Consider the following 24,585-nt stretch of genomic DNA (forward strand, 5'->3'; position numbering starts at 1 on the left):
ACGATCACTCCCTGATCAAGGTCTGTACCTGCTCGTACGCCGTACGCAGGTCGCGCACGCCCGCGAGCGCGTCCACGCTGCCGAGCACGGCCGACATGCCGCGGGTGAGCGGCCGGTACGCCGGGTCGCAAGCGAGCGGCGACCACCACAGCAACCGGTGGCTCAGCAGCGACAACCGCCGTACGGCCGCCTGCATGGGCCGGCAGTCGCCGCGTTCCAGGCCGTCGGAGAGCACGATCACCAGGGCGCCGCGCGCCACGGTGACATGCCGGGCGTTGGCGAGGAACTCCTGGAGCGAAGCGCCGATCCGCGTCCCGCCCTCGGCGTCCAGGACGACGGCGCTCAGCGAGCCGACGGCCGCGTCGACGTGCCGTGCGCGCAGTAGTTCGGTGACGCGGGTCAGCCGGGTTCCGAAGGTGAACACCTCGACGCGGTCGAGCCGGCCGACCACGGCGTGGGCGAAGCGGAGGTAGTGGGCGCTGTGCTGCTTCATCGACCCGGACACGTCGATGAGCAGCAGCACACGGCGCTGCCGCCGCGGACGGTTGCGCCGGCGCAACGTCACGATCTCCCCGTGGCTGCGCCTGGACTCACGGCAGATCCTGGCGACGTCGATCCACGGACCTCGCCGGGCAGGCCGCCGACGTCGCGACCGGATCGTCGGCACCGCTCCGGGTAGTTCCCGCCGCAGCAGCGAGAGCACCGCCCGGTCGTCCTCGCTCGCCGGGCCGAACACCGGGCGTCTCTCACGCTCCGAGGAGCCGGCCTTCAGACCCGCCTCCCCGCCCAACGTCGCCGTGAGAGGAGCCTCGTCCCCCTTTCCGCGCGGCGTGGGGGCCTCGTCATCGGGGAACTCGTCATCGGGGACGCGCCGTGCCGTAGCCTCCCCGAACCAGTGCTCGAACGTGGGGGAGTACACCTCCAGGTCTTCGTGGGAGGTGGTGAGCGTGGCCACCCCGATCCAGTAGAGGTGTGTGGCGTCGCGCGGGCCGACGGCCTCGATCGCCTGAAGGAAGACCCGCTGTTTGGGCACCGGTACGGGCAGGCCCCGATCGTGCAGGTCCCGCAGGAACCCGTGCACATGATCGCCGATGCGTACGAGGAGGGACTGCTCAGTCACCGAACACCTCCGCGGTGTGGCGGCCGAGGAGCGCGAGGTCCTCCTCGTGCTTGACGAGCAGCCCCGCGGACCGGCGCATCGCCTCCAGCCAGCTTGAACCCTCGCGGGTCAGCGTCTGCACGCCACGGGCCCAGGAGACCGACTCGGCGATGCCCGGGTGTTTCAGCAGAGCCAGTCCGCGGATGCGATGCACGGCGGCCACGAGGCGGGCCGCGCTTCTCTCGTCCAGGCCCGGCGCCTGAGCCCGGATGATCGCTCGCTCCCGTTCGGCGTCGGGAAAGGGGATCCAGTGGTAGAGGCACCGGCGCTTGAGCGCGTCGTGCAGTTCGCGGGTCCGGTTCGAGGTGAGGACGACGAACGGGACGCTCGCCGCCGTGATGGTGCCGATCTCCGGGATGGTGATCTGGAAGTCGCCGAGGAACTCCAGAAGGAAGGCCTCGAACTCGCTGTCCGCCCGGTCGATCTCGTCGATCAGCAGCACCGCGCCGGATGCCGCCCGCAGCGACCGCAGTAACGGCCGCTGCAGCAGGAACTCCTCGCGGTACAGGTCGCCGATGCCGCGCCTGTCCACCTCGGCGGCCCGCAGGGACAGCAACTGTTTGGGGTAGTCCCACTCGTACAGGGCCTGGGAGGCGTCCAGCCCTTCGTAGCACTGCAGCCGGATCAGCTCGCGGCCGAGGACCCGGGCCAGGACGTTCGCGACCTCGGTCTTGCCGACCCCCGGCTCGCCCTCCAGCAGCAGCGGGAGCCCGAGCGTGCCCGCCAGGTGGAGGGCGGTGAGCAGACCCTCGTCGGCGAGGTAGCCCTCCGCGCCCAGCCGCCGGCCCAGCGTGTCCTGATCAACCAGCACGGCCGGCCCGCAACTCGTCGAGTCCGCGCAGCACCTTCTCCGGGGTGAAGGGCATGCTCGTCAGCCGTACGCCGACCGCGTCGTACACGGCGTTGGCGATCGCGGGGATCGGCGCGTTCGCCGTCATCTCGCCGATCCCCTTGGCCCCGAACGGCCCGTTGCCGGCGGGCCGTTCGAGGAACAGGCTGGTCTGCGCCGGGATGTCGGCCGGCCCGGGCATCAGGTATTCGGTGAAATCGACCGGGCCGTGCTCGCGCGAGTGCGGATAGTACGGTTCGGTCGATTCGAACAACGCGTGCGACAGGCCCATCCAGGCGCCGCCCTCGACCTGCTGCGTCGCGAGGGCCGGGTTGAGCGCCCGGCCGATCTCGTAGGTGTTGTAGAGCCGCAGCACCTCGATCACGCCGGTCTCGTCGTCGACCGCGACCTCGGCCACCGTGCACGCGTGCGCCTGGCAGGAGTCCGGGTCCATCTCGCCGGTCTCCGGCACCGGCGAGCTCGGCTCCTTGAGGTAGATGCCCCGGCCGGAGATGGTCCGGCCCTGCCGGAAGTGCGCGGCGAGCGCGACGTCGCTGATGTGGATCTTCTTTTCCGACGATCCCTTGAGGCGGACGAAGCCCGTGCCGTCGGTCTCCAGGTCCTCCGCGTCGACCTCCAGTTCGTCGGCGGCGACCTGGAGCATGACCTCCCTGGCCTCTCGCGCCGCCATGATCACGGCGTTGCCGACGCGGTGGGTGCCGCGGCTGGCGAACGTTCCCATGCAGTGCGGGCCGGTGTCGGTGTCGGCGGTGTCGACGATGATGTTCTCGATCGGGATGCCGAGTGTCTCGGCCGCGCATTGGGCGATGACCGTCCGCAGCCCCTGGCCGAGATCCACCGAGGAGAGCGTGACGACGAATCCGCCCATCGTGGTGGCGTGGACGAGTGCCTGCGACGGGTCGCCCCCGAGGTTCATGCCGGTCGGGTAGTTGACCGCCGCGTATCCGCGGCCGTGCCGTAACGCCATCGCTCAACCCTCCGGTCGTTCGGTCGAGGACATCGCCCGGTACTCCGGCGGAAGGTCGTGCCCCACCAGGTCGGCGGCGCTCTGGATCACCTCGACCAACGCCGTGCCGGACGCGATCTTGCGATGAGCTTTCATGTCGCCGTCACGGTAGGCATTCTTGAGCCGGAGCCGCAGCGGGTCCATGTTCAGCTCCCGGGCGATGCGGTCCATGTGCGACTCCAGCGCGAAGTCGCCGATCGTGACGCCGAACCCGCGCATGGCGCTGGACGGCGTGCGGTTGGTGTAGACGCAGTACGCGTCGACATGGACGTTCGGGATCGTGTATGGGCCGGGCATGTGCGCCGCCGCCTTGGTGGTGCCGTACGGGCTGTGCCGGGAGTACGCGCCCGCGTCCACGTAGAGCGTGATCTTGCGGGCGACGATCCGGCCGTCGTCCATGACGCCGTCCTTGATGGAGATGCGCTCGGCCGCTCGGGGGGACGACACCTGCATCTCCTCGGCGCGGCTGTAGACGTACTTGGTCGGCCGGCCGGTGAGCATGGCGGCGATGCACGCGAGTGGCTCGACGATGACATCGACCTTGCCGCCGAAGCCGCCTCCCACGGTGCCCCCGACGACGCGCAGGTTGGTAGGCGGGACGCCGAGAATGAGCGCGGTGTTGTCGAGGGTGAAGAAGGCGGCCTGGGTGTTGGTGTGTATGCGCAGCCGGCCGTCGCCCTGAGGGACGACGATGCAGCCGGTCGGCTCGGTCGGCGCGTGTTCGATGGGGGAGGAGCTGTAGCGGCCCTCGATGATGCGGTCCGCCTCGGCGAAACCTCGCTCGACGTCGCCGAAGCGGATCCGGCGGCAGTGATGTCCCTCGTACGCGAAGTGGTTGGCGCCCGCCTGTTTGATGATCGGGGCGCCGTCGGCCAGCGCCTCCTCGACGTCGAAGACGGCGGGCAGGTCGGTGTAGTCGACCGTGACCCGGGCCGCGCCCTCGCGGGCGGCGTCCTCGGTCTCGGCGACGACGGCGACGATCGGCTCGCCGCGGTACAGGACCCGATCCTCGGCCAGCACCGGCTCGTCGTCAGGTCCCACGCCGATCAGGCGCAGCACGGTGTACCAGTTGTTCGGCACGTCCTGGTGAGTGATGACCCGAAGCACGCCCGGGACCCCGAGGGCGCCGGAGACGTCGACCCGGTTGATGAGGGCGTGGTGCCGCGTGGACCGGTGGATCTTGACGTGCGTCATCTCCGGCGGCGCCATGTCCTCGAAGAAGACCGTGCGGCCGGTGACGTGAGCGCGGGCGTCCGAGCGCGGGACGGCGGAGCCGATGACGGCGAAGTCGCCCGCGCGCTCGCCCTTGAAGTACGCGGTGTCGATCGGGGTGAGGCGTGCCATCAGACCTCGGCCTCCGCGTTCGTGAGCGGGGCGCCGCGGCGGCGTTGCGCGGCGGCGAGGACGGCGGCGATGATCGGCTCGTATCCCGTGCAGCGGCAGACGTTCCCGCAGATCGCCTCGGTGACATCTTGGCGGGTCGGATCCGGCTTCCGGTTGAGCAGGGCCGTGGCGGACATGATCATCCCCGGGGTGCAGAACCCGCATTGCGTCGCGAAGAGGTCGACGAACGCCTGCTGTACGTCGCCGAGCCGGTCGCCCTCGGCCAGGCCCTCGATCGTCTCCACGGCAGAGCCGTCGATCGTCACGACGGGGATCAGGCACGAGACCACGGGCCGGCCGTCCAGTAGCACCGTGCAGCTGCCGCAGCCCCCTTGCGCGCAGCCGCGCTTGGCCCCCATCAGGCCCAATGTGTCGCGCAGTGCGCTCAGCAGCGTCGTCGACGGCCGGGCGATGAGCTCCCGCTCGGTGCCGTTCACCTTGAGCGTGACGATTGTCGAGGGCATGCGATCCCCTTTCAGGCCCCCAGCAGGGCGCGACGCAGGTGGACGGGGTAGACCCGAGCGCGGTACCAGGCCGAGGCGTAGGCGTCGTCGAACGGCTCAATGACGTCGGCTCCGGCCGCCCGGGCGACGACTTCGGCGTTCAGCGGCGCGCCCAGCAGAACGCGTTCCGCGCCGACCGCACGTACCAGGCGTCGCGCCAGGCCGCCGAGCACGAGACGGATGTCGCTGACCAGGCCGTCCTCGATCGTGATCCGGGCCGCCACCGTCACGATGGACCCCGAGTTGAGCCGCCGCCGGCTCGCCTTGTAGAACCGGAACGTGTCCTTTGCCGGCGCGGCGAACTGGACGCGGGTCACCAGGTCGCCCGTCCGCAGGCCATCGGTGACGACCCGCTCCAGCGGCTCGCGACGGGCGCCGTCGGCGCCGAGCACGTCCAGCTCCGCGTCCAGGGCCAGAAGAGCCGCCGCCAGGTCCCCGTACGGTTGCGGCACGAAAAGGTTGCCGGCCACGGTGGCGAGGCTGCGGACCGGCGGCGCGGCGATCGACCGTACACAGCCGGACAGGTAGCTCAACCGATCGTCGTCCTCGATGTCGGCGAGAGTGGTGGCCGCGCCCAGGGTCACCGTGTCGCCCTCGACGTCGATGCCGGACAGTCCCGCCCGGCGCAGGCTGACCAGCCGCAGGTCGCGGCCGGCCTGCTCGTCCAGGCGGGCCAGCAGGTAGGTGCCGCCGCCGAGGGGCACGGCCCCGGCCTGAAGCGCCGCACGAGCCGCTTCGGGACTCTCGGGTGTCTGAACGGAGGTCAGCATGTGCACTCCAGTTATCGATATCGATAATTAACTTACGTGGCATGATCGAAGAGTCAAGGGCCTTCTGGGCCCTCTCAACGTCAGGAGGTTTCTTGTCGGAACCCACGGGGAGCCCGCGCTCCGCGCGACCGACGCTGAGCCGGCAGATCCGCGACGGTCTGCTGCAACGGATCGTCTCCGGCGAACTCGGCGAGGGCGACCGGCTCATCGAGACGAAGATCGCCATCGAGTTCGGAACGAGTCAGGCCCCGGTCCGGGAGGCGCTTCGGCAGCTTGAGGGCCTCGGCCTCATCGACGGCCGGCCTCGTCACGGCAGCCGGGTGCTTCCCTTCGCCGAGCAGACCATCCGCGAGGCGTACATCGTGCGGGCGGCCCTTGAGGAGACCGCGACGCGGCTCGCCATGCTGGCCGGAACCCTCCCCTTCGACCGGCTGGGGGAGGAGGTTGAGGAGATGTACCGCCGCGCCCGTGACAACGACGTGCACGGCATCGGCCTGGCCAGCGCGCGGTTTCACCGGCACGTCGTGCAGGCCGGCGGCAACGTGCTGCTGACCCGCGCCTGGGAGGCGCTGCAGATCGAGGCGCGCACGGCCATCGCTCTCATGGTCACCAGACCGAAACTCGAGCGGGTCGCCGACGAGCACCGCGAGCTGCTGGACGTCATGCGCGCCGGGGACGTCGAGGTGGCCTGCCGTCACGCCCGTGACCATCAGTGGGCCTACGCCGACACGCCGCACGACCCTTACGGAACGCCGAAACATTAGGGGTCAGCACCTTCTCGACGCCGGCCGGTGTTCCCCGTTACCGTACGCGACCGCCGCCGTTGATCAGCGCTGAGTAAATGAGATCATTGGCAGGCGCAGTGGCCGGGCCCTGCCCCCGATGTGTGGACACCTTGAGTACCGGATGATGGAGGAGTTCCACGTGACGATGAAGTCGTATCCGCCGGAGTTCAAGGCAGACGCCGTCGCGTTGTATCTATCCGATCCGGGACGGACGCTGGCCTCGGTGGCTGAGGACCTGGGGATCAGCCGGGAGACGCTGCGTAACTGGGTGCGTCAGGCCCAGGCGGACGGTACCGCGGGCGCCAAGGAGCGGGGGGTGGCGAGGAAGCCGGCGCGGGGCCCGCTATCGTCCGACGACGTGCTGGAAGAGGAGAACAAGCAGCTCAAGGCGCGGATCCGGGAGCTGGAGATGGAGCGCGACATCCTGCGCCGGGCGGCGAAGTATTTCGCCGGCGAGACGAACTGGTGAGCCGCTTCGAGTTCGTCGACGACCACGCGGGCGCCTTCGGCGTGAAGCGGCTGCGCCGGGTCCTGAAGGTGTCGCGCTCGAGCTTCTACCGGTGGCGCAAGGCCGCGCCAGCCCGGGCGGAGCGGGCCGCGGCCGATGCCGCACTCGCCGCGGAGATCAAGCAGATCCACGGCGCGTTCGACGGCACCTACGGCAGTCCGCGCATCACCGCCGAGCTGCGCGCCCGGGGCCACACGGTCAACCACAAGCGGGTCGCGCGGGTGATGCGCAGTTTCGGCATCGTCGGGCTGCACCTGCGCAAGAAGGTGCGCACCACGGTTCCGGAACTCTCGCATCACAAGGTGCCCGACCTGATCAAGCGGGACTTCACCGCGCCGGCCCCGAACCGGCGCTATGTCGGCGACATCACCTACCTGCCCGTCGGCGAGGGCCGGTTCCTGTATCTGGCGACCGTCCTGGACCTGGGCTCACGCCGGCTGGCGGGCTGGTCGATCGCCGATCACATGCGCACCGAGCTGGTGAGCGACGCGCTGCGCGCGGCCGCTGCGACACGGGGCAGCCTGCACGGCGCGATCTTCCATGCCGATCACGGGGCCCAGTACACCCCGGCCGAGTTCGCCAAGGTCTGCGCCGAGCTCGGCGTGCGCCAGTCCATGGGAGCCGTCGGCACCAGCGCCGACAACGCCGCGGCAGAGGCGTTCAACGCCACCCTCAAACGCGAAACGCTGCAGGGCGCCAAGCGCTGGTCCTCGGCGCGTGAGGCCCGCCTGGCCGTCTTCAAGTGGATCACCCGCTACAACACCCGAAGGAGACACTCCACCCTCGGCTACCTCAGCCCTATCGACTACGAGCAGCAAACCACCGATAAGGTGCTGCTCGCCGCATAACAACCCGTGTCCACACTTCGGGGCGAGCCCCCCCGGCAGACAGCGGCCCATCCACCTCTGCAATCAGCAGTTCACGGCCCGCACACCGCGCCGCCTCAGCGCTCGTGAAGCCACCGCGTCGAACCCGCTCCCGCCGACCCGACGCCCCTACGACCTGGACCGCGAAATACCAGCTCCCATGCCCGGCCTCGGCCAAACGGCCACAACGACTACCCAGTCGCCTGCCGCTGACCTCGTCGCTGCATCCGCACCGCTTGTACACCACGCAATGCCTGTCGTCGCTGCCCATCATCGCTTACCTCCAGGTCCGTCTCAAAAGCAACGTACGGACCAAGCAACGACAGACCCAGACACGACGAACATTTAGGTAAGCGGCCCAGTTAAGTGGTCACATCAAGTGCAATCAAGAACCAAAGTTAAGGCAGGGCCATAACGCGCTGGGTTCACACGTGTAGGACCAGTCGGCTTCGGCCGGACGACCTGACGCCACAGCACCGCCACCTCGTGACGCAACACCATGATCTCCGCCTCCTTCGACGCTTGGCTGCGGCCCAGCAACATCAGCCAGGCGAATACCCGGAGCGTGCTCAGGTAGAGGCAGGCGGACGAGTACAAGACGCGATTTTGTCTGCGGGGATGAACCTCGCCAACCACAGGTCAGAGCCGTCGTGATTGTGTCCTAACGCAGTACACGATCTCCAGAACCTCGATCTGCCGCAGTAACGGGCACCCGGGTCGGAAGGATTCCTCATCGTGGGTTTCTATGTGCGCACCAGCCTCAGGGTTGGACCGTTCCGGTTCACCCTCAGCCAGGCCGGCATGGGAGTCTCGACCGGAATCCCGGGCTTTCGGGTGGGGATGGGCCCCCGCGGCAACGTCGTGCGCATGGAACGCGGAGCGATCTCCTACCGCACCATCGCACCCGACCATGACGTGGTCATGCACGATGTCGTCAGCCTGGTCCCGGCCCAGCCGAGTGACGTCGTCCAGCAGTTGCAGAAGGCCGCCAAACGCCGACCGTACTGGCCATTCGCCCTGGCCGCCCTGCTCGTCGCGGGGCTGGTGGCAGGACGCTTCGGCCTGGTCATCGTCGCCGTCGGGCTGCCTTGCGTGCTCTGGGTGGTGTTGCGCGATCAGGCGGCTCGCGCGGTGGTCGTCATGTACGACGTGACCGATGAGGCCGCTTCGCGCTTCGATCACCTCGTCAGCTCGATCACCGGCCTCCAACGAGCCCACGGGTTCTGGCTGATCACCGCATCCGGCGCGATCACCAGCACCTACCAGTTCAAGGTGAACGCCGGCGCCTCCAGTCTGCTGCACAGGATGAACGCCTCGGCCCGGTTGGCGGGACCACGGATCCTGGTCACCAACGTCGCCGTCCCGACCCTGACCGCAGGCAGCCTGTCGGTGCACTTCCTCCCCGACCGGGTCCTGTTCCGGAACGGCCGCCACGTCGCCGACCCCCCCTATCAGCACCTCCAAGCCGGCGTGGAACATGCCCGCTTCATCGAAGAAGGCCCGGTGCCACCCGACGGCACAGTCGTGGACTCCACCTGGCGCTACGTCAACGTCAAGGGCGGCCCCGACCGCCGTTTTAAAAACAACGCCCGCCTGCCCATCCTGCTGTACGGCAGGCTCACCCTCCGCAGCCACAACGGTCTCAACCTCGTCTGGGACGCCTCCCAAGTCCCGCTCGTCCACTCTGTGGCGAACGCACTCCACCAGTCCATCACCGCTCGCCCACCTGTGATCCACTCCTGAGTGAGGAGCTCATACGCGGAATTGTCTGGGCCCGCCAGACCTTCTGGCGTGGCCCTAAGGGTCCGCGTCTGCGGACCTACCGCTCACGACTGCCTCCCGAGCAGAAAGCTTCTGATCACGTATCGCTGTTGCACCCCTTCAGTGCCACCACGTAGAGCGCCAACTCTTCTGTCGTGACGCGCTCCTCCCCCATGGGAGGCGGGCCCTCCATCACCTTCACGTCCATGTAGGGAGAGAACGTCGCGGCGATCTCAGGGGCGGGCGGCTGCACCGTCGCTGGTGCATTCTCAGCGATCCAGGCATCGATCAGCTTGTCCGTATATGACGTCGACATCAGGCAAGACACTCCGACCGGGGCCGCCGCTGTAATCGTGGGAACTGCGGCCAGGGCCACGCCAGCCACGACTGCGACGCGCCACCCCACTGCTTCCTCCCGACTCTTCGATTACCGGCCTAGCATGCCTGTACCGCTTCAAAAGTCATCGCAGAGCGCTTGACGGGACTGTAAGAACAACGGCTCTGGTCCACTTTTGGTGGTGACGGTACGTGGTTAGCCGAGCAGGATGCGGTGGCGAAGGAGAGCGAACCCGGCGCGGCCGTACATCTGCCGTTTGAGGAGCTTGGTCTTGGTGTTGACGCCTTCGGTACCGCCGTTGTGGAACGGCAGGCTGAGCGCGGCGTCCACTGCGGCGCGGTCGTTGGCCAGGCCGCGGGTGAAGGCATGCACGTGCGGCAGGTCGACTTGTCGTGCGAGCTCTATCCAGGCGGCCAGCAGCCTGTCGTTACCGTCCTTCGGGTCGAGGAGGGCGGCGAAGTCCCGGATGAGGCCGCTCAGCATGGTCATCTCACCGCAGGCGTCGATGGCGGCATCGAGCCGTTCCCGCTGGGCGTCGGTCAGTGTGCCTGGTTCACTGAGGAGCAGGCCGGCCAGTCGCTTCGGCGAGATCGCGAGCTGGTCGCACTCGACTCTGCCTTGGTTGATGTACCGGTACAGCAGGTTCTGGCTGCCGGTATAGCCGAGCTCCTTGATCTCGGCGAGCAACTGCTGAACCGAGACGGCGGGCTCTTCGGCGCGGCGGCGTCGAAGGTGATCACGGAACGGATCGACGAGCGTAGGCCGGTACTTCGGGACCCGGACGAGCCGCTCGGGCTCAGCGATGCGGGCGTACCGCTTGACGGTGTTCAACGCCAGACCGAGACGGCGGGCACACTCCAGCAGCCCAACGCCCTGGTCGAGCAGAGCATGGACCTGCCGCCACCGATCGCGAGTGGTGGCGGCCCGCACCCCCTCTCTTGGCGGCGGGCCGCTCTTGCCCCAGCAGACCGAGTGCGCGGCGACCTCCTTCACCACGGCTTCAGCCAGGTTGTGCCAGATATGCCGGCGATCACCGACCTGCACCGCTTCAGGCAGAGCGCGACGGATCGCCTCGGCGTAAGCGCCGCTGCTGTCCCGGCACACCACCCGCACGCCGGGATGAGCACGCAGCCACGCCTCCAAGGTGTCGGCCTGACGGTCGGCGAGCACATCGAGCCGCTCCCGCGTCACCGCGTTGATGATCACCGTGGCGTAGCGGTGCCGCTTACGGAGCGCGAAGTCATCCACCCCGATCACCTCCGGCGTTGGACGGACTGGCAGTGGCAGGCGTAACAAAGACCGGATCGCGCTCTGCCGCGAGATCCCGATTCCCAGCACGTCCAGCAACCGAGACCCCGCTCGCCCGGCCAACTCCCGCACCACCGCCCCCACCTGCGCGCTCAAGGCGATCGTGCGACGCTGATACGGCTCGGCCAAACCGGGCAACGGCTCCCGGAACGTCTGCCGCTCACACCCGACCGTCGCGCACCTCAACCGCCGAAACCGCAGTCGCACGAGCACTCGCTGCCCGCCCAACGGCAGGTCCGCCAGCTGCCGATCCACATAGCCATGCACCCGTCCGGCTGCCCCGCAGCCGGGACACGCCACCGGCGCCCCCTCGGACGTGACATGCACAACGATCGCCCCAGCCCCGGGCCGGACACTGCCGACGACCAAGCCGGCCAATTGCGGGAACAACAGCTCCGCAAGATCCTTTACGTCACACCGGCGTCACGGAGGTTGTCACTTCAGGTGTGTAAAGATCGTTTCTGATGGCCTGAGGTCGGTCTTTACCTGATGCGGCCTGGATAGGCGATGTCGAGTTCGATCAGCGCTTCGCGCCAGCCGATGGTGCGTTGTCCTTCGATCAGGCGGGCGGTGCTGGGCGAGTTCTTGATCTTTCCGGTCTCCTCCTTGGTGATGGCGCGTTCGCGGGCGCGTTTGTCCTCGATATTGATGATGGCCAGCCACAGCAGTTTGACCACGGCGTCGTCGCCGGGGAAGTGGCCGCGGGCCTTGGTGACCTTGCGCAGCTGGTAGTTCAGCGACTCGATGCTGTTGGTGGTGTAGAGCAGCTTGCGGACCGCCGGGGAGAAGGCGAAGAACGGGGTGAAGCGGTCCCAGGCGGTCTCGAACACACGGGCCGCCTGCGGATACCTCTGGCCCCAGGTGGAGGCGGTGAAGTCGGCCAGGGCGTCGAAGGCGGCTTCCGCACTGGGCGCCGTATAGATCTTCTTGAGCTCGGCGGCCAGCGTGGCGCGGTCACGACGGGCGACCGGCCGCAGCGCGTTGCGGATCAGGTGCACGACGCAGGCCTGCACGATGGTGTGCGGGAAGGCATGGTGGATGGCGTCTTCGAAGCCGTTCAGTCCGTCGGTGCAGGCGATGAGGATGTCGCGCACTCCCCGGTTGCGCAGGTCGGTCATCACAGAGGTCCAAAAACGGGCCGACTCGCCGGCGGTGGCGGCATCGAGCGGGGTCTTGGCCAGCCAGATCCCCAGCACGTGCTTGTCGCCGTCGGCGTCGATACCGATCGCGAGGTAGGCGGGTTTGGCCTGGACGCTGTGGTTGTCGCGGACCTTGACCACGATGGCGTCCAGGAACACCACCGGGTAGACGGCATCCAACGGCCGTGCCTGCCAGGCGCGGACCTCTTCGAGTACGGCGTCGGTGATGTTGGAGATGGCCTCGTGCGACAGTTCGGTGTCGTAGATCTGACGCAGGTGGTGCTGGATGTCGCGCACGCTCATGCCGTGCGCGTACAGGCTGATGATCATGTCGTCCAGGCCGCCGGAGACGCGGCCGGCCCGTTTGGGCACCAGCATCGGCTCGAAGGTGCCGGCCCGGTCGCGGGGCACGGACAGCCGCACCGGCCCCACCCCCGTCTGCACGGTCTTGCCGATCCTGCCGTTGCGGGAGTTGCCGCTGCCATGGCCGGCCACCTCGTGCTTGCCGTAGCCCAGATGCGCCGACAGCTCGCCCTCCAGCGCGCGTTCCAGCACCGCCTTGACCAACTCGCCGAGCATCGAGCCCTGCCCGGTCAGCCGCAGCCCGCCCGCGCTGTCGCGTGAGCGTTCCAGCAGCAGGTCCAGCACGTGATCGCCGAGCAGGTCCCGCAACGGCGTCTCGCCGTCACGCTGGGGGGATTTTTCCCCGCCATGATGAGCAGCCGCCCCCAGCAGCGCCGATGTGTCATCGTGCTGGTCTTGCCCCACCGCGGCCAGCGCGGTTCTTCCCCGTGTCGTGGACATGATCGTGTTCTCCCCCGAGATGGTCAATGATCTTTGCAGATTTCCGTCTACGTTTGGTGATCATTTCCACACCTGGAGTGATACCCCCGCGTCACGCTGACACAGCACGGCGAGATAGCCATGTACCGACACGAGCTATCACGTTCCGTCACCACCGAAAGTGGGCCAGAGCCGTTGTTCTTACAGTCCCAGGCGGTACAGGGCGATGCAGTAGAGCCCGTTGTGCTGGATGATGCTGGGGTCGCGCAGCACGCCGGTCGGGCCGCGGTAGTTGGTGTCGGCCAGCACGCTGAAGTTCGTGCCGTTGCTCGATGAGTAGACCCAGAGCTCCTGGTCGGCGGCGGCGTCTCCCTTGAACGTGGTGTAGACGTAGCCGGGGGCGGCCTGTGCCGGTGGTGCGACGGCCACCGCGGTGCCGACGGCAGCGAGCGCCACGAGGCTTAATTTGGCCAGCCAGCGTCTGACCTTCGGCTGTCTGTTCACGGATGGCCTCCTGGGCGGTGAAGCGCGGGACGGATGGTGCAGGCTCTGTCGCGCATGGTCACCAGGTGACGGGGGTCACAAAGTTGTGCGAACGTTAACATGATGATTTTCTCGATTACCACTTCTTGACGCGGGCGATGAAGGCGTTAACACTCATGCACGGCTCGGCTTTTTGTGCTGTGAAATGTTAGCGTTAACAATTCTCTGTGAAGACAGCGCAGTTCCCCCGAAAAGGAACCACGATGTTCTTACGAAAGAGCCTGGCAACGGCGCGGCGGCTGCTCAGCCTTGCGCGGCGGGCGTGCTCGCCTCCGTCCTGGGCGTGGTCGTCCCCGCCTCGCCGGCGCTGGCGGCACCCGGTCCATCGTTCACCAACCCCCTCGTCGGCACGCCCAACAGCGCGGACCCCTCGATCGTGTACAGCGACGGCTACTGGTACTACGTGGCCACGACGTGGTCCTCGAGGATCATCATGCGCAAGTCGGCCACGATGGCCGGCTTGAAGACCGCGGCCGAGCAGACGGTGTTCACCCTGAGCCCCGGGCCCGGCTGCTGCACCATGTGGGCGCCCGACCTGCAGTGGATCAACAACCGGTGGTACCTGTACTTCTCGGCGGAGGCGTCGCCCGGCCAGGGTGAGCGCCGGACCTGCGTACTGGAGAGCGCCGGCTCTGACCCGCTGGGCCCGTACACCTACCGGGGCATCCTCAACCTGGAGCCCAACGGCGCGTGGGCGATCGACGGCAGCGTTATCCGGTTCAACGGGTACCCGAACCACTTCGTCTACTCCGCGTTCCGCGGCGGGGAGCAAGGGCTGTTCATCGCCCCGATGTCGTCGCCGACCCAGGTCTCGCGGAACGGCATCCGGATCTCGTCGCCGACGCTGTCGTGGGAGCGGCAGGGCTCGCCGGTCAACGAGGGCCCGTACGCCGTCGACAACGCCGGAAAGACCTTCCTGACGTACTCGGCGAGCTCCTGCCAGACGCCCGACTACAAGCTCGGCATGCTGACCTGGACCGGTGGCGATCCGATGTCGCCCAGCTCGTGGACGAAGGAGTCCACGCCCATCTTCCAGCGCAGCGACGCCAACGGCGTCTACGGCCCGGGTCACGCCTCATTCGTCAAGTCACCCGACAACACCGAGACCTGGATCGTCTACCACGCCAACTCCTCCGCCGGCCAGGGCTGCGGCACCACGCGCACCACGCGGGCCCAGAAGATCAGCTTCAACTCGGACGGCTCGCCCAACCTCGGCGTGCCGGTCAGGACCCGGACCACGATCGAGGGTCCCTCCGGCGACTCCAACGCTTCGTCCCGGACGGTCTACCGGATCAACGCGCGTCACAGCGGCAAGGCCATGGACGTCCAGCAGCCGAACACCGACAACGGCGCGCGTGTCGGCCAGTACACCTACAACGGCAACGCCTGGCAGCAGTGGCAGTTCCAGGACGCCGGCAGCGGCTACTGGCGCATCATCAGCCAGCACAGCGGAAAGTGCCTCGACGTGGTGAACGCCTCAACCGCCGACGGTGCCGAGCTCATCCAGTACACCTGTGGCAGCGGCACCAACCAGCAGTTCCAGATGGTCGCCAACGGCAGCTACTTCCAGCTCCAGGCACGACACAGCAGCAAATGCGTGGACGTACCGTCCGCCTCGACCGCCGACGGCGTGATCCTCAAGCAGTATCCGTGCAACACCGGCACCAACCAGCAGTGGTCGCGCACAGCCATCTAACGATCGTCCCCGACATGACCGCGGATCCGTCTAGTGATTGGACATTCATGACTCTGACATCAGGACCATCGCGGAGCACCCGTTCGTTACGCCGGTTGCTGATCGCCCTGGTGGCGACCGCGCTCGCCGCGGCGGCGAGCCTGACGGTCTCCACATCGCCGGCCAATGCCGCCACCAGCCAATTCCGGGGCATGAACTGGGCCGTGCTGGGTGACAACTTCAGCACCGGCACGCTTGTCGTGCAGGGCCTGAGCCAGTCCGACAGCAACGCGACAGTACGCGCCAAGGCCGACGCGCTCTACGACGACATGGCCTCCACCATGGGGATCAACACCGTCCGGCTGCCCATCAACACGCACACGGTGGCCAACACCACCTGGTGGAACGCCTACCGCGGAGCCATCGACGCCGCTACGGCCCGCGGCTGGAAGGTCATCCTCGCCTACTGGGAGGACGGCGCCGCCTCCGGCGGCCGTATCATCAACCTGGCGGCGTGGAACTCGATGTGGTCCAGCGTGACCAACACGTACGGCTCCAACAGCAACGTCTACTTCGAGCCGATGAACGAGCCGCACGGCTACAGCTCGGCCGAATGGCGCAACATCGCCGCCGACTGGCTGGACTACCACTACTCGGCCCCCGCGAACCGGGTGCTGATCGGCGGCACCGGCTACAGCCAGGACCTGCGGGACATCTGCAACGACAGCCGCTTCAACTCGACGCTGCTGTCCTTCCACCACTACGCCTTCTTCTACAGCGCGATGACCTACGACGCCTTCCGAAGCCACATTCAGACGCGTCTGGGCAACTGCGCCTCCCGCGCGGTCGCCACCGAGTTCGGCGCGCCGATGTCCACCGGCCTCAACTACGGCGACGCCAACAGCACCGACAACTTCGTGCGCCACATCCGCGCCATGGCCCAGGTCATGCGTGACAACCAAATGGGCGGCACCTACTGGCCCGCCCTCGGCGGCAAGCCGGGCAACATCGGCTATGACTGGTACTCGATGTACGCCCTGAGCGGCAGCGGCACCAATCTCAACTTGACCGTCCGCAACACCTCCGGCGCTGACCGGATCCGGTATGCCTGGGGCGACACCATCGGCGGCGGTGACTCCACCTACAGGATCAACGTGCGTCACAGCGGCAAGGCCATGGACGTCCAGCAGCCGAACACCGACAACGGCGCGCGTGTCGGCCAGTACACCTACAACGGCAACGCCTGGCAGCAGTGGCAGTTCCAGGACGCCGGCAGCGGCTACTGGCGCCTCATCAGCCAGCACAGCGGAAAGTGCCTCGACGTGGTGAACGCCTCAACCGCCGACGGTGCCGAGCTCATCCAGTACACCTGTGGCAGCGGCACCAACCAGCAGTTCCAGATGGTCGCCAACGGCAGCTACTTCCAGCTCCGGGCACGACACAGCAGCAAATGCGTGGACGTACCGTCCGCCTCGACCGCCGACGGCGTGATCCTCAAGCAGTATCCGTGCAACACCGGCACCAACCAGCAGTGGTCGCGCACAGCCATCTAACGATCGTCCCGACATGACCGCAGATCCCGCGGTACGGCCCTCACCGCCTCCGGTGCCGAGCGCGTGCTGTGTGCCTGGTGCCCGGGAGCCGGACGGATCGGGAAACGAGCAAGCGGTCGACGATACCGGCGGCGCCTGGCCAATCTGCCGGCCAGGCGCCGTGACGTGGTCGTCGAGCTGTCCGCGGCGACCCCACCGCGGATTCACTCATTTCTGAACGATCATCACAGGTCCGTGAGAACCGCATCAAACCCTCCCGGGCCACAGACCATCCGGGGTGACAGCTCGCCACGCCGTCCGCGACTGGTGCCAGGCCCGCGGCGTCGCCCTGCGCGGTCGAACTTCCAGGACCTCGCGGCGAACGACGCGACGACAGCGCTGCTCATCAACGTGATCACCGCAGTCGGGCAGTTCCAGCGCGACCTGCAGAACGAGCTGACCGCCGAAGGGATCGCCGCCGCTGAAGCCGAAGGCCGCTGCCGCGGCCGGCCGCGCTGGCCGGCGCCCAGCTTGAGGAGGTGCGATCGGCGTTCACCGACCACGGCACCTCGATCGCGGCTCTCGCCCGTGCGCATGGAGTGAGCCGGGCCGCCATCCGAACCGCACTGACCGGACTACTGCCCGGCCAGCCGGGTCCGCCCTCGCTCATCCCGGCCAGAGGCGGACCCGTTGCGCGAGACGACCCTGCCGAAGCATCCAGCTAAATTACTCGCGGGTACCGCCAACGGCTGTCCGCAGGTTCCTCAACCCCGAAGACCGTTACACGCCCCCCCACATCACTGAACGCCAGCGGCAGGCAGGTTAAACGTCAAACTTAGAGATAGCGCGGGAAAAGATCCGTCGTCGGCCAGGTGGTCACCTTGCCGATCTGAGCGTTGATGCGCGGGCTGAGCACGTCGAAGTCCGGCGACCCGCTCTCCTCGTTGCGGTTGAACAGGGCGGCGTAGGTGAAGCCGTCCTGGAGCCGGGCGGTGTAGGTGTAGGTCCCCGGTAATCCGCCGCTGTGCCAGGTGTTGAGGTGCCCCGTCACCTGGCGGACCCACAGACCGGCCCCGTACCAGGAGCCGTTGTCCGTGATGCCGATCTCCGGCTTGGCCACCATCCTGCCGATGGATGTCGCGTTCAGCACCGCGCCGGGGGCGTCGAGGATGCGCGCGAAGCGCGCCAGGTCCACCGCCGAGGCCAGCCAGCCGCCGCCCGGCCCGCGGTTCTCCATGCTGAAGCCGCCGTACGGGGCCGGCACCGTCGTACCGGACGCGTCGGTGACGATCCTGCTCGTCTGCGCCGACTCGTAGACGACCTCGCCGGGCGCGGCCTGTGCCTTGAGGGTACGGCCGAGCCGCATGCGGCTGATGCCGACGGGCGCCAAGACCTTCTGCTGGACGTACGACTCGTAAGCCATGCCCGACACCTTCTCGACGATCATGCCGAGCAGCATGTAGCCGTAGTTGCTGTAGGCGTACCTGCTGCCGGGGGCGAAGTCGAGCGGGCGGCCGCTGGCGTACTGGATGACGTGCTCGCGCGTGATCGGCAGGGGGACGCCGAGCGATCGGGAGATGGTGTGGTCCAGGTACAGGTAGTCGCCTGAGATGTCGCGGTCCCATCCGCCCGTGTGCTGCAGGAGCCGCCACACCGTCACGTTCGCTAGACGGGCGTCCGCCGTGGTCGGCAGCCCGAGCAGCGTGGCGATGGACGTTCCCAGGCTCAGCTTGCCGTCCTGCGCCAGCCTCATGATCGCCACGGCGGTGATGTGCTTGCTGAGACTCGCGATACGGAACAGAGAAGTGGGCGTGAGCTTCGGCACGGCGGGGTCGTCGCTGTAGCGGTAGGCCCTGGCCAGCACCAGCTTGCCGTTCTTGGTGATGGCGAGCTGCGCGCAGGAGATCCCGCGCTCCGCGATGTAGGTCTTCAGCACGTTGTCGAAGCCTGCGAGCGCGGCCGGTGCCACTCCCGCGGTCTGGACCGTCGCGGCGAACGCCGACCGGGAGGCTCCCAGCGCGAGGGCGGGCACTGCGGCGGCGCCTGCCGCCAGGAACCGCCGCCTGCTCAGGCCATTCGATACGGACAGACGCGGGTCGTTGATCGTCATGACCAGATATCTAGTGGATCGTCCGCCTCGGTGGACCGATTTCACCGGTATTGCCCATCCTGTCGGCGGGCATCGGGTCACGTCGGCCGCTGCCTGACATGGTCTTCGACGAGCGGACCGAGATCGACCTAGGTGGGCGGATTGTGCAGCTGTGGCAGTTCGGTCCGGGCAATGGGCCGGGCGACACGGCTGACCTTTCCGTCGAGGGTGCGGCGTCCTTCGCAGGAATCGGACACCCGCCGACCGGGCCCTTCCTTCAGCGGAATTTCAAAGGAATCGGCGCATACGGCCGGCTCGTACAGGTCGGCATCTATTACTCGACTACTCGACCCGGATCCCGAACCGGCCGGCCTGGAGAGCCCGCGTCCGGCCGGCGGGAAGCCCAAGTGCGGTGTGAAACGCGATCACGTCGGCGGCCTTTTCGATTCCGCGGGAAAGCGGAGAACCTACCGAAAGGATCCGAGTGTCCCCAACCTCCCTGCGCCGTGATGGACGCGGCGCGGCAATGGCCGCCCTCATGGCCTTCATTACCCTCATCACCCTCGTCGTGCTCACTCCGCCCGCCCAGGCCAACTCGTTCGGCTGGTCGGTCCTGCATCCGTCAGGCTGCTGTATGCACGCCGACAACAAGAGCCACTCCTACAACTACTCGTCGCTGACGGGGAACATGAAGGTCGCGGGCAACTACGCCATGATCAACCTTGGCAGCCAGACCGACATGACCGTCCACTACGACAGCACCCCGAACAACCAGACCGACGTGGAGATGTTCGACCAGTACTACGACGACTACTGGGGCATCGACCGGGACGGTTCGAGCACCGGGACGAACGTCCACGCGCGCGCCCAGTGCGTACGGGCCCTCGTGCCGGCCATCTCGACGAGCTGGTGGAAGTGCGACCAGTACGAAGTCCGTTTCGACCTGGCGGACATGAACAGGTTCAGCGAGAACGAGCGCAAGCACACCGCCTGCCATGAGGTCGGGCACACCGTGGGGCTCGGACACTCCTCCCAGACCTCCTCCTGCCTGCGGGACGGCCGCGTCTCGACGCGCACGTACAACAGCCACGACATCGCCCACATCAACGGCCGCTACTGAGGACGGGGACCATGCACAAGACGCTCCGCTCCCGCACCACGGCCGTGGCCCTGTGCCTGGCCGCCGGCCTCGCCCTCATCGCCGCCGCCGGCGTCACCGCGGCCCGCTCGGCCCAGCCCGCCGCCCCGTTCTGGTCGCTGATGCGCGCAGGAGTGGGCGAGTCGCTGGGTGAGTACACCTTCGACTCCCTGGCCGACCTGAAGCCGGGGGCGCCCGCCTCTGGCGTCTTCACCCCGGCCGCCGCGCTGGTCGAAGGCACGATCGTCGGCATCGAGCCGGGTATCGCCTTCGCCTCGGACGACGGTGCGACCACCGGGCCGATCGTCGCCCACGACGACCCGGCCGCGGCCGTCCGCTACGCCGCCCTCGTGATCAGGGTGGACCAGGTGCTGTCCGGCGCGCTCGGGCTCGGCCTGCAGGACGGCAAGATCCGGCTGCAGATCGAGCAGCCGCTCCAGGTCGGCCTGGCCGAACTGCGCGCCTCGCTCGGCACCGCGGGGCGTGGGCTGTTCTACGTTCACAACGCCCTGGAACGGCGGCGGGCCGAGGGCCGTACCGTCCCGCAGGAACTGTCCGGCTACCTGGCCTCGGTGCACATCCCGATCGGCGCTGGCGTCTTCGTCGAGCAGCGGACGGGCGAGCCCGTCATCGCGCCGCTCATGGACGACCCTGACCGGGTGAACCAGATACTCAACGGCGTGGCCCCGCCGCCCGAGCCGGAGCCTGAGCCTGAGCCGACCGGCCCGAACCCGCCCAAGCCGACCGACTTCCCGCAGGAGGAGCCCACCGACCCCGAATGGGACGGCTCCGACACCCCCGACGCCGAGCAGCCTGACACGCCGGGCCCTGTGGAGGAGGAGCCGGAGGTGGACACCCCGACCCTGGCCGAACTGCGCGCCCGCGCGCTGGCCGGGAGCTGACAGACCGCCGCCCGCCGCAAGCCCCGGGCCGGTGCCCGCCGCACGCCCCCGAGGCGCGTCGGCCACACGCCCAGCCGGACGCCCCCGAACCGGCGCCCGCCGTACGCCGCACGCCCCCGAAGCGCGTGCGGCCGGCGCCTCCTGCCGGGGCCGGGTCAAAAGGCCGCCGCATGTATCCGGGACCGCCCGCACCGCCTGGCACACCCCGATCACCACTGGCGCCGGGCCGACCGGCACGGCCACCGGACCCGCCTTGGCCGCCGCGGTGATGATGCCAGCGGCTTGCACACCGCTCCGTCGTCCGCCTTGCGCCAGGGCCAGCAAATCAGCCGTGGCCAGGTCATCGCCACCGAATCGTGGCGGGGGGGTGTCGTCCAGTTCGAATGCGCACACGCACGTCGAGATGCGCCTTGGTCAGCGGACACTCGCGGCCAAGAGTGTCAACGACCCGAGGCTGGAAAACCCGAACCCCACCTCGTTCTGGAACTCCCAGGGGCTCAGGCCACCCTGACCCTCGCCGCGATCGACCCGCACATGAACCGATCGATCTTGCCGTGGCCGTGCGGCTGGCCCTTCTTGCTGAACATCGGCCGCACGCGCGCGCGGCGGGGTGTGGGTGCTGCCGTGCGCCCATACCGACCGCGACCGGATATGGGATGTCGAGCTCGACCGGCGAACGGCGGCGCAGCGTACGTTGTCAGCTGATCGGTGCGGGCCGCCGACCTGAACGGTATCTCCAGTGACCCGCTTAGCGACCTCGGGCCCGGCCACCACTGAACCAGAGCCTTGGCCGCCGGACCTCCTCCGACCGGGCACGGCAACAGGGTCCGCCGATGACCTACGATGCCGCACCGCTACCCGACGACCTGCGCCAGTGGCTCGCTGGCCACCTGCTCAGTGCGCTCGTCTCCGTGGCCGGCACCTCCTGGGAGCGCGGCACCTCACAGATGTGGCGGTGGATACCTCTACCGTCACCACCGCCTACCCCAAAGATCAGCCCGGCACTGGATACGCCAGAACCAGTGCCGGGCCGAGGTAGCCCGGGCGGTCCTGGGTCCTGGATGCGGTGGGGCGAAGAAGCCGACGACAAGCGCCAGCACGCAAACGGGCACGGCCAGACGCGATCTTGCGCATGGTGGGTCCCTTCTGCCGAGATAGCTCATTTAGTTTGGGGCGGTCTCGGGCTCCCGTCTGCGCGTGACGAGCCGGGTGGCGAGCAGTCCCAGCACGACAATGCAGGTCAAGTCAAACCAGATGCTCAGCGGCGACAGATCTCCGCGGATCGCCGCGTTGGGCAGGATGAGGGCGAGAAACGTGGCCTTGCCGGCCACGGCGGCCAGGGCGGCCGCGAGGCGCACCGGCGGGTGGAACGCGGCCCACATGATGGCGGCCCCGAGCAGAAGCTGCAGCATGCCCCGGTGCTGCAGCAGGGCCTGCGTCATGGGAGCGGGGTCGGACACGCCGTAGTTCCAGTCGAGGATGCCGACGTTCACGAGGGCGACGACGGGGAGTGTGGTGATCACGCCGATCAAGGTGAGGACGACCCGCAGGGCGGTCTCGCCACGGGAGGACAGCGTCATGAGAGCTCCTTTTCGCGGCATCATCCGTCAGCTCGGCTGACGATTTTTCGTCAGTCTAGCTGACGATTATCGCCTGGTTCAAGGGCTCTACATTGGACGGCATGAGCACGCGCGGCGCGGCAGAGCGGATCTCCATGGCCACCGGCTACATGCTGGCGCGCCTCGGCGACTTCGCGCGGCAGCGCATCGAGGTCGAGGTCGGCGGCTGGGGCCTTACCGGCAAGGAGCTGCGCGTGCTGGCCTATGCGCACGACGCCGCCAGGTCGCAGCGCGACCTGACCGCGCTGGCCCGCATGGATCGCACCACCATGACAGAGGTCATCAACACGCTGGAGCGGCTGGGGTATGTGCGCCGCGTCCGCAACACCGCCGACCGCCGCAAATATCTGATCACCGTCACCGAGGACGGCGCACGCGTGGTGGAGGAGGTGCTGGCGCATATGGCGAAGGTGGAGGCCGACTTCCTCGGCGCGCTGACACCCGCCGAGCGCTCGCTACTGAACGACATGGTCGCCCGCCTGTTCACCGCCCACGACCCCGATTGTGCGTAGTCACGGTCGTGCGTGGCACGCAGGTTCAGATGGGCCGGGCCTGACGAGGCCGGCCATCGAGCTGACGGCGGGGCGCTACCGGCTGTCTCCAGCGACGATCATCGCCGCGCACGCCATCTCCCTGCGTACCCTGTACCGGCTGTTCGCTTTCGAGAACACGACTGTCGCCGAGTGGATCCGCGCTCAGCGGCTGGAGCGCCTCTCACCACCCGGGCGTCATCGCGCTCGTCTGCCCGCGACGAAGCGGCCCGTACACCCCGATCGGCTCTGGCCCACTTTCGGTGGTGACGGAACGTGATAGCTCGTGTCGGTACATGGCTATCTCGCCGTGCTGTGTCAGCGTGACGCCGGTGTGACGTAAAGGATCTTGCGGAGCTGTTGTTCCCGCAATTGGCCGGCTTGGTCGTCGGCAGTGTCCGGCCCGGGGCTGGGGCGATCGTTGTGCATGTCACGTCCGAGGGGGCGCCGGTGGCGTGTCCCGGCTGCGGGGCGGTTACGTCCCGTCGGGTGGTGTAGATCCGACCTTGAACGGCGCGTCGTGTTCAACGACAGAGGGCCATCGCGTGAGTCTCTGTGTGAAACCGCCAAGTGACACGCAGAGGACAAGCACACGATGGCCCTGGACCAGTCTGCCCTGTCAGAGGTCCTGACGGTACTGAAGAACTCCGAGGCGAGCGAGCGGATCCGGCACGCCGCTGAGACCATCTACCAAGCCCTCATCGAGGCCGAGCTGACCGCGGTGATCGGCGCCGCCCCGAACGAGCGCACCCCGGACCGGCTGGCGCAGCGCAACGGGCACCGGCCACGCACCCTCACCACGACCGCCGGAGATCTGGAGCTGCAGATCCCCAAGCTGCGCACCGGCTCGTTCTTCCCGAGTCTGCTGGAACGCCGCCGCCGGGTCGACCAGGCGCTGTTCGCCGTGGTGATGGAGGCCTACCTGCACGGGGTGTCCACCCGCAAGGTCGACGACCTGGTCAAAGCCCTCGGCGCCGACACCGGCAGCTCCAAGAGCGAGGTCTCGCGCATCTGCGCCGACCTGGACGAAGAGGTCGCCGCCTTCCGGAACCGCTCCCTGGCCGACCAGCACTATCCCTACCTGTTCTTGGACGCCACCTACTGCAAGGCACGGGTGAACCGGCGGGTGGTCTCCCAGGCCGTCATCGTGGCCACCGGCGTCACCGCCGACGGACGCCGCGAGGTGATCGGCTTCGGCGTGGGCGACAGTGAGGACGGCGCGTTCTGGACGGCGTTCCTGCGCTCGCTCAAGGCGCGTGGCCTGGCCGGGGTGCACCTGGCCATCAGCGACGCCCACGCCGGCCTCGTCGCCTCCATCAGGACCGTCCTGCTCGACGCCACCTGGCAAAGATGTCGCGTTCACTGGAGCCGTCAAGAAATAAGGCGTTGCTTTCCGATC

20 protein-coding genes and 1 pseudogene are annotated in these 24,585 nt (G+C 68.0%); 9 read left to right on the forward strand and 12 right to left on the reverse strand.

Annotation, left to right across the window (positions count from 1 at the left end):
• Positions 1–4: 4 nt before the first annotated feature.
• The 6 genes from HD596_RS30215 to HD596_RS30240 are packed head-to-tail and all read right to left on the reverse strand — an operon-like array spanning position 5 to position 5,671.
• A complete protein-coding gene (locus HD596_RS30215; RefSeq protein ID WP_185072665.1) occupies positions 5–1,120 on the reverse strand; it encodes a vWA domain-containing protein in 1,116 nt (371 codons plus the stop codon).
• Positions 1,113–1,970 carry an AAA family ATPase gene (locus HD596_RS30220; RefSeq protein WP_185072666.1) on the reverse strand — a complete coding sequence of 286 codons (858 nt, stop codon included), beginning with the start codon at positions 1,968–1,970 and terminating at the stop codon, positions 1,113–1,115. Before HD596_RS30220 ends, HD596_RS30215 begins: the two co-directional genes overlap by 8 nt.
• Positions 1,960–2,976 (reverse strand): xanthine dehydrogenase family protein molybdopterin-binding subunit, encoded by a 1,017-nt coding sequence (locus HD596_RS64985; protein ID WP_185072667.1) that lies wholly within the window; start codon positions 2,974–2,976, stop codon positions 1,960–1,962. The genes HD596_RS30220 and HD596_RS64985 overlap by 11 nt, the downstream gene beginning before the upstream one ends.
• A gap of 3 nt (positions 2,977–2,979) precedes the next feature.
• Positions 2,980–4,359 carry a xanthine dehydrogenase family protein molybdopterin-binding subunit gene (locus HD596_RS64990; RefSeq protein WP_185072668.1) on the reverse strand — a complete coding sequence of 460 codons (1,380 nt, stop codon included), beginning with the start codon at positions 4,357–4,359 and terminating at the stop codon, positions 2,980–2,982.
• Complete coding sequence (locus HD596_RS30235) at positions 4,359–4,862, reverse strand: (2Fe-2S)-binding protein (RefSeq protein ID WP_185072669.1); 504 nt, start codon at positions 4,860–4,862, stop codon at positions 4,359–4,361. Before HD596_RS30235 ends, HD596_RS64990 begins: the two co-directional genes overlap by 1 nt.
• Before the next feature lie 11 nt (positions 4,863–4,873).
• Positions 4,874–5,671, reverse strand: coding sequence for an FAD binding domain-containing protein (locus HD596_RS30240; protein ID WP_185072670.1), 798 nt, complete (start codon positions 5,669–5,671; stop codon positions 4,874–4,876).
• Positions 5,672–5,763: 92 nt separating this feature from the next.
• Between HD596_RS30240 and HD596_RS30245 the strand changes: the two genes are divergently transcribed.
• From HD596_RS30245 to HD596_RS30255, 3 genes are all read left to right on the forward strand, one after another.
• The gene (locus HD596_RS30245) at positions 5,764–6,435 is read left to right on the forward strand and encodes a GntR family transcriptional regulator (protein WP_185072671.1); all 672 of its coding nucleotides are present in this window, start codon (positions 5,764–5,766) and stop codon (positions 6,433–6,435) included.
• Positions 6,436–6,595: 160 nt separating this feature from the next.
• Positions 6,596–7,812 (forward strand): IS3 family transposase gene (locus HD596_RS30250; protein WP_376775915.1). Its coding sequence is split into 2 segments (ribosomal slippage): positions 6,596–6,905 and positions 6,905–7,812, totalling 1,218 coding nucleotides; the frame shifts between segments, so codons are not numbered across the junction.
• 765 nt (positions 7,813–8,577) lie between these two features.
• Entirely contained in the window at positions 8,578–9,573 is a 996-nt protein-coding gene (locus HD596_RS30255; protein WP_313047605.1) for a DUF4236 domain-containing protein, read from the forward strand.
• Positions 9,574–9,688: 115 nt separating this feature from the next.
• On the opposite strand, the gene HD596_RS30260 is transcribed toward HD596_RS30255, so the two are convergent.
• The 4 genes from HD596_RS30260 to HD596_RS30275 form a co-directional block, all read right to left on the reverse strand.
• Positions 9,689–9,907 (reverse strand): hypothetical protein, encoded by a 219-nt coding sequence (locus HD596_RS30260; protein WP_185072674.1) that lies wholly within the window; start codon positions 9,905–9,907, stop codon positions 9,689–9,691.
• A gap of 216 nt (positions 9,908–10,123) precedes the next feature.
• A complete protein-coding gene (locus HD596_RS30265) occupies positions 10,124–11,629 on the reverse strand; it encodes an ISL3 family transposase (RefSeq protein WP_185078805.1) in 1,506 nt (501 codons plus the stop codon).
• An 89-nt stretch (positions 11,630–11,718) separates the two neighbouring features.
• Complete coding sequence (locus tag HD596_RS30270) at positions 11,719–13,047, reverse strand: IS256 family transposase (RefSeq protein ID WP_376776139.1); 1,329 nt, start codon at positions 13,045–13,047, stop codon at positions 11,719–11,721.
• 312 nt (positions 13,048–13,359) lie between these two features.
• Entirely contained in the window at positions 13,360–13,662 is a 303-nt protein-coding gene (locus tag HD596_RS30275; protein WP_185072675.1) for a hypothetical protein, read from the reverse strand.
• A gap of 301 nt (positions 13,663–13,963) precedes the next feature.
• Between HD596_RS30275 and HD596_RS30280 the strand changes: the two genes are divergently transcribed.
• Positions 13,964–15,397: a family 43 glycosylhydrolase gene (locus HD596_RS30280; protein WP_185072676.1), complete on the forward strand. Its 1,434-nt coding sequence runs from the start codon at positions 13,964–13,966 to the stop codon at positions 15,395–15,397.
• A 95-nt stretch (positions 15,398–15,492) separates the two neighbouring features.
• Positions 15,493–16,929: an RICIN domain-containing protein gene (locus HD596_RS30285; protein ID WP_221519588.1), complete on the forward strand. Its 1,437-nt coding sequence runs from the start codon at positions 15,493–15,495 to the stop codon at positions 16,927–16,929.
• 814 nt (positions 16,930–17,743) lie between these two features.
• Here the strand turns inward: HD596_RS30285 and HD596_RS30290 are convergent.
• Complete coding sequence (locus tag HD596_RS30290; RefSeq protein ID WP_185072678.1) at positions 17,744–19,018, reverse strand: serine hydrolase domain-containing protein; 1,275 nt, start codon at positions 19,016–19,018, stop codon at positions 17,744–17,746.
• Between the two features lie 517 nt (positions 19,019–19,535).
• Here HD596_RS30290 and HD596_RS30295 point away from each other — a divergent pair.
• On the forward strand, positions 19,536–20,117 hold the full coding sequence (locus tag HD596_RS30295) for a hypothetical protein (protein WP_185072679.1): 582 nt from the start codon (positions 19,536–19,538) through the stop codon (positions 20,115–20,117).
• An 11-nt stretch (positions 20,118–20,128) separates the two neighbouring features.
• Complete coding sequence (locus tag HD596_RS30300; protein ID WP_185072680.1) at positions 20,129–21,037, forward strand: hypothetical protein; 909 nt, start codon at positions 20,129–20,131, stop codon at positions 21,035–21,037.
• 1,163 nt (positions 21,038–22,200) lie between these two features.
• Here the strand turns inward: HD596_RS30300 and HD596_RS30305 are convergent.
• Positions 22,201–22,617 carry a hypothetical protein gene (locus tag HD596_RS30305; RefSeq protein WP_185072681.1) on the reverse strand — a complete coding sequence of 139 codons (417 nt, stop codon included), beginning with the start codon at positions 22,615–22,617 and terminating at the stop codon, positions 22,201–22,203.
• A gap of 101 nt (positions 22,618–22,718) precedes the next feature.
• Between HD596_RS30305 and HD596_RS30310 the strand changes: the two genes are divergently transcribed.
• Both HD596_RS30310 and HD596_RS30315 read left to right on the forward strand, forming a co-directional pair.
• The gene (locus HD596_RS30310) at positions 22,719–23,168 is read left to right on the forward strand and encodes a MarR family winged helix-turn-helix transcriptional regulator (protein WP_185072682.1); all 450 of its coding nucleotides are present in this window, start codon (positions 22,719–22,721) and stop codon (positions 23,166–23,168) included.
• Positions 23,169–23,781: 613 nt separating this feature from the next.
• Positions 23,782–24,558, forward strand: a pseudogene (locus HD596_RS30315) (IS256 family transposase); the annotation flags it as partial.
• Positions 24,559–24,585: the final 27 nt, after the last annotated feature.

The sequence above is a fragment of the Nonomuraea jabiensis genome (genome assembly GCF_014204795.1).
Taxonomy (GTDB): Bacteria; Actinomycetota; Actinomycetes; order Streptosporangiales; family Streptosporangiaceae; genus Nonomuraea; species Nonomuraea jabiensis.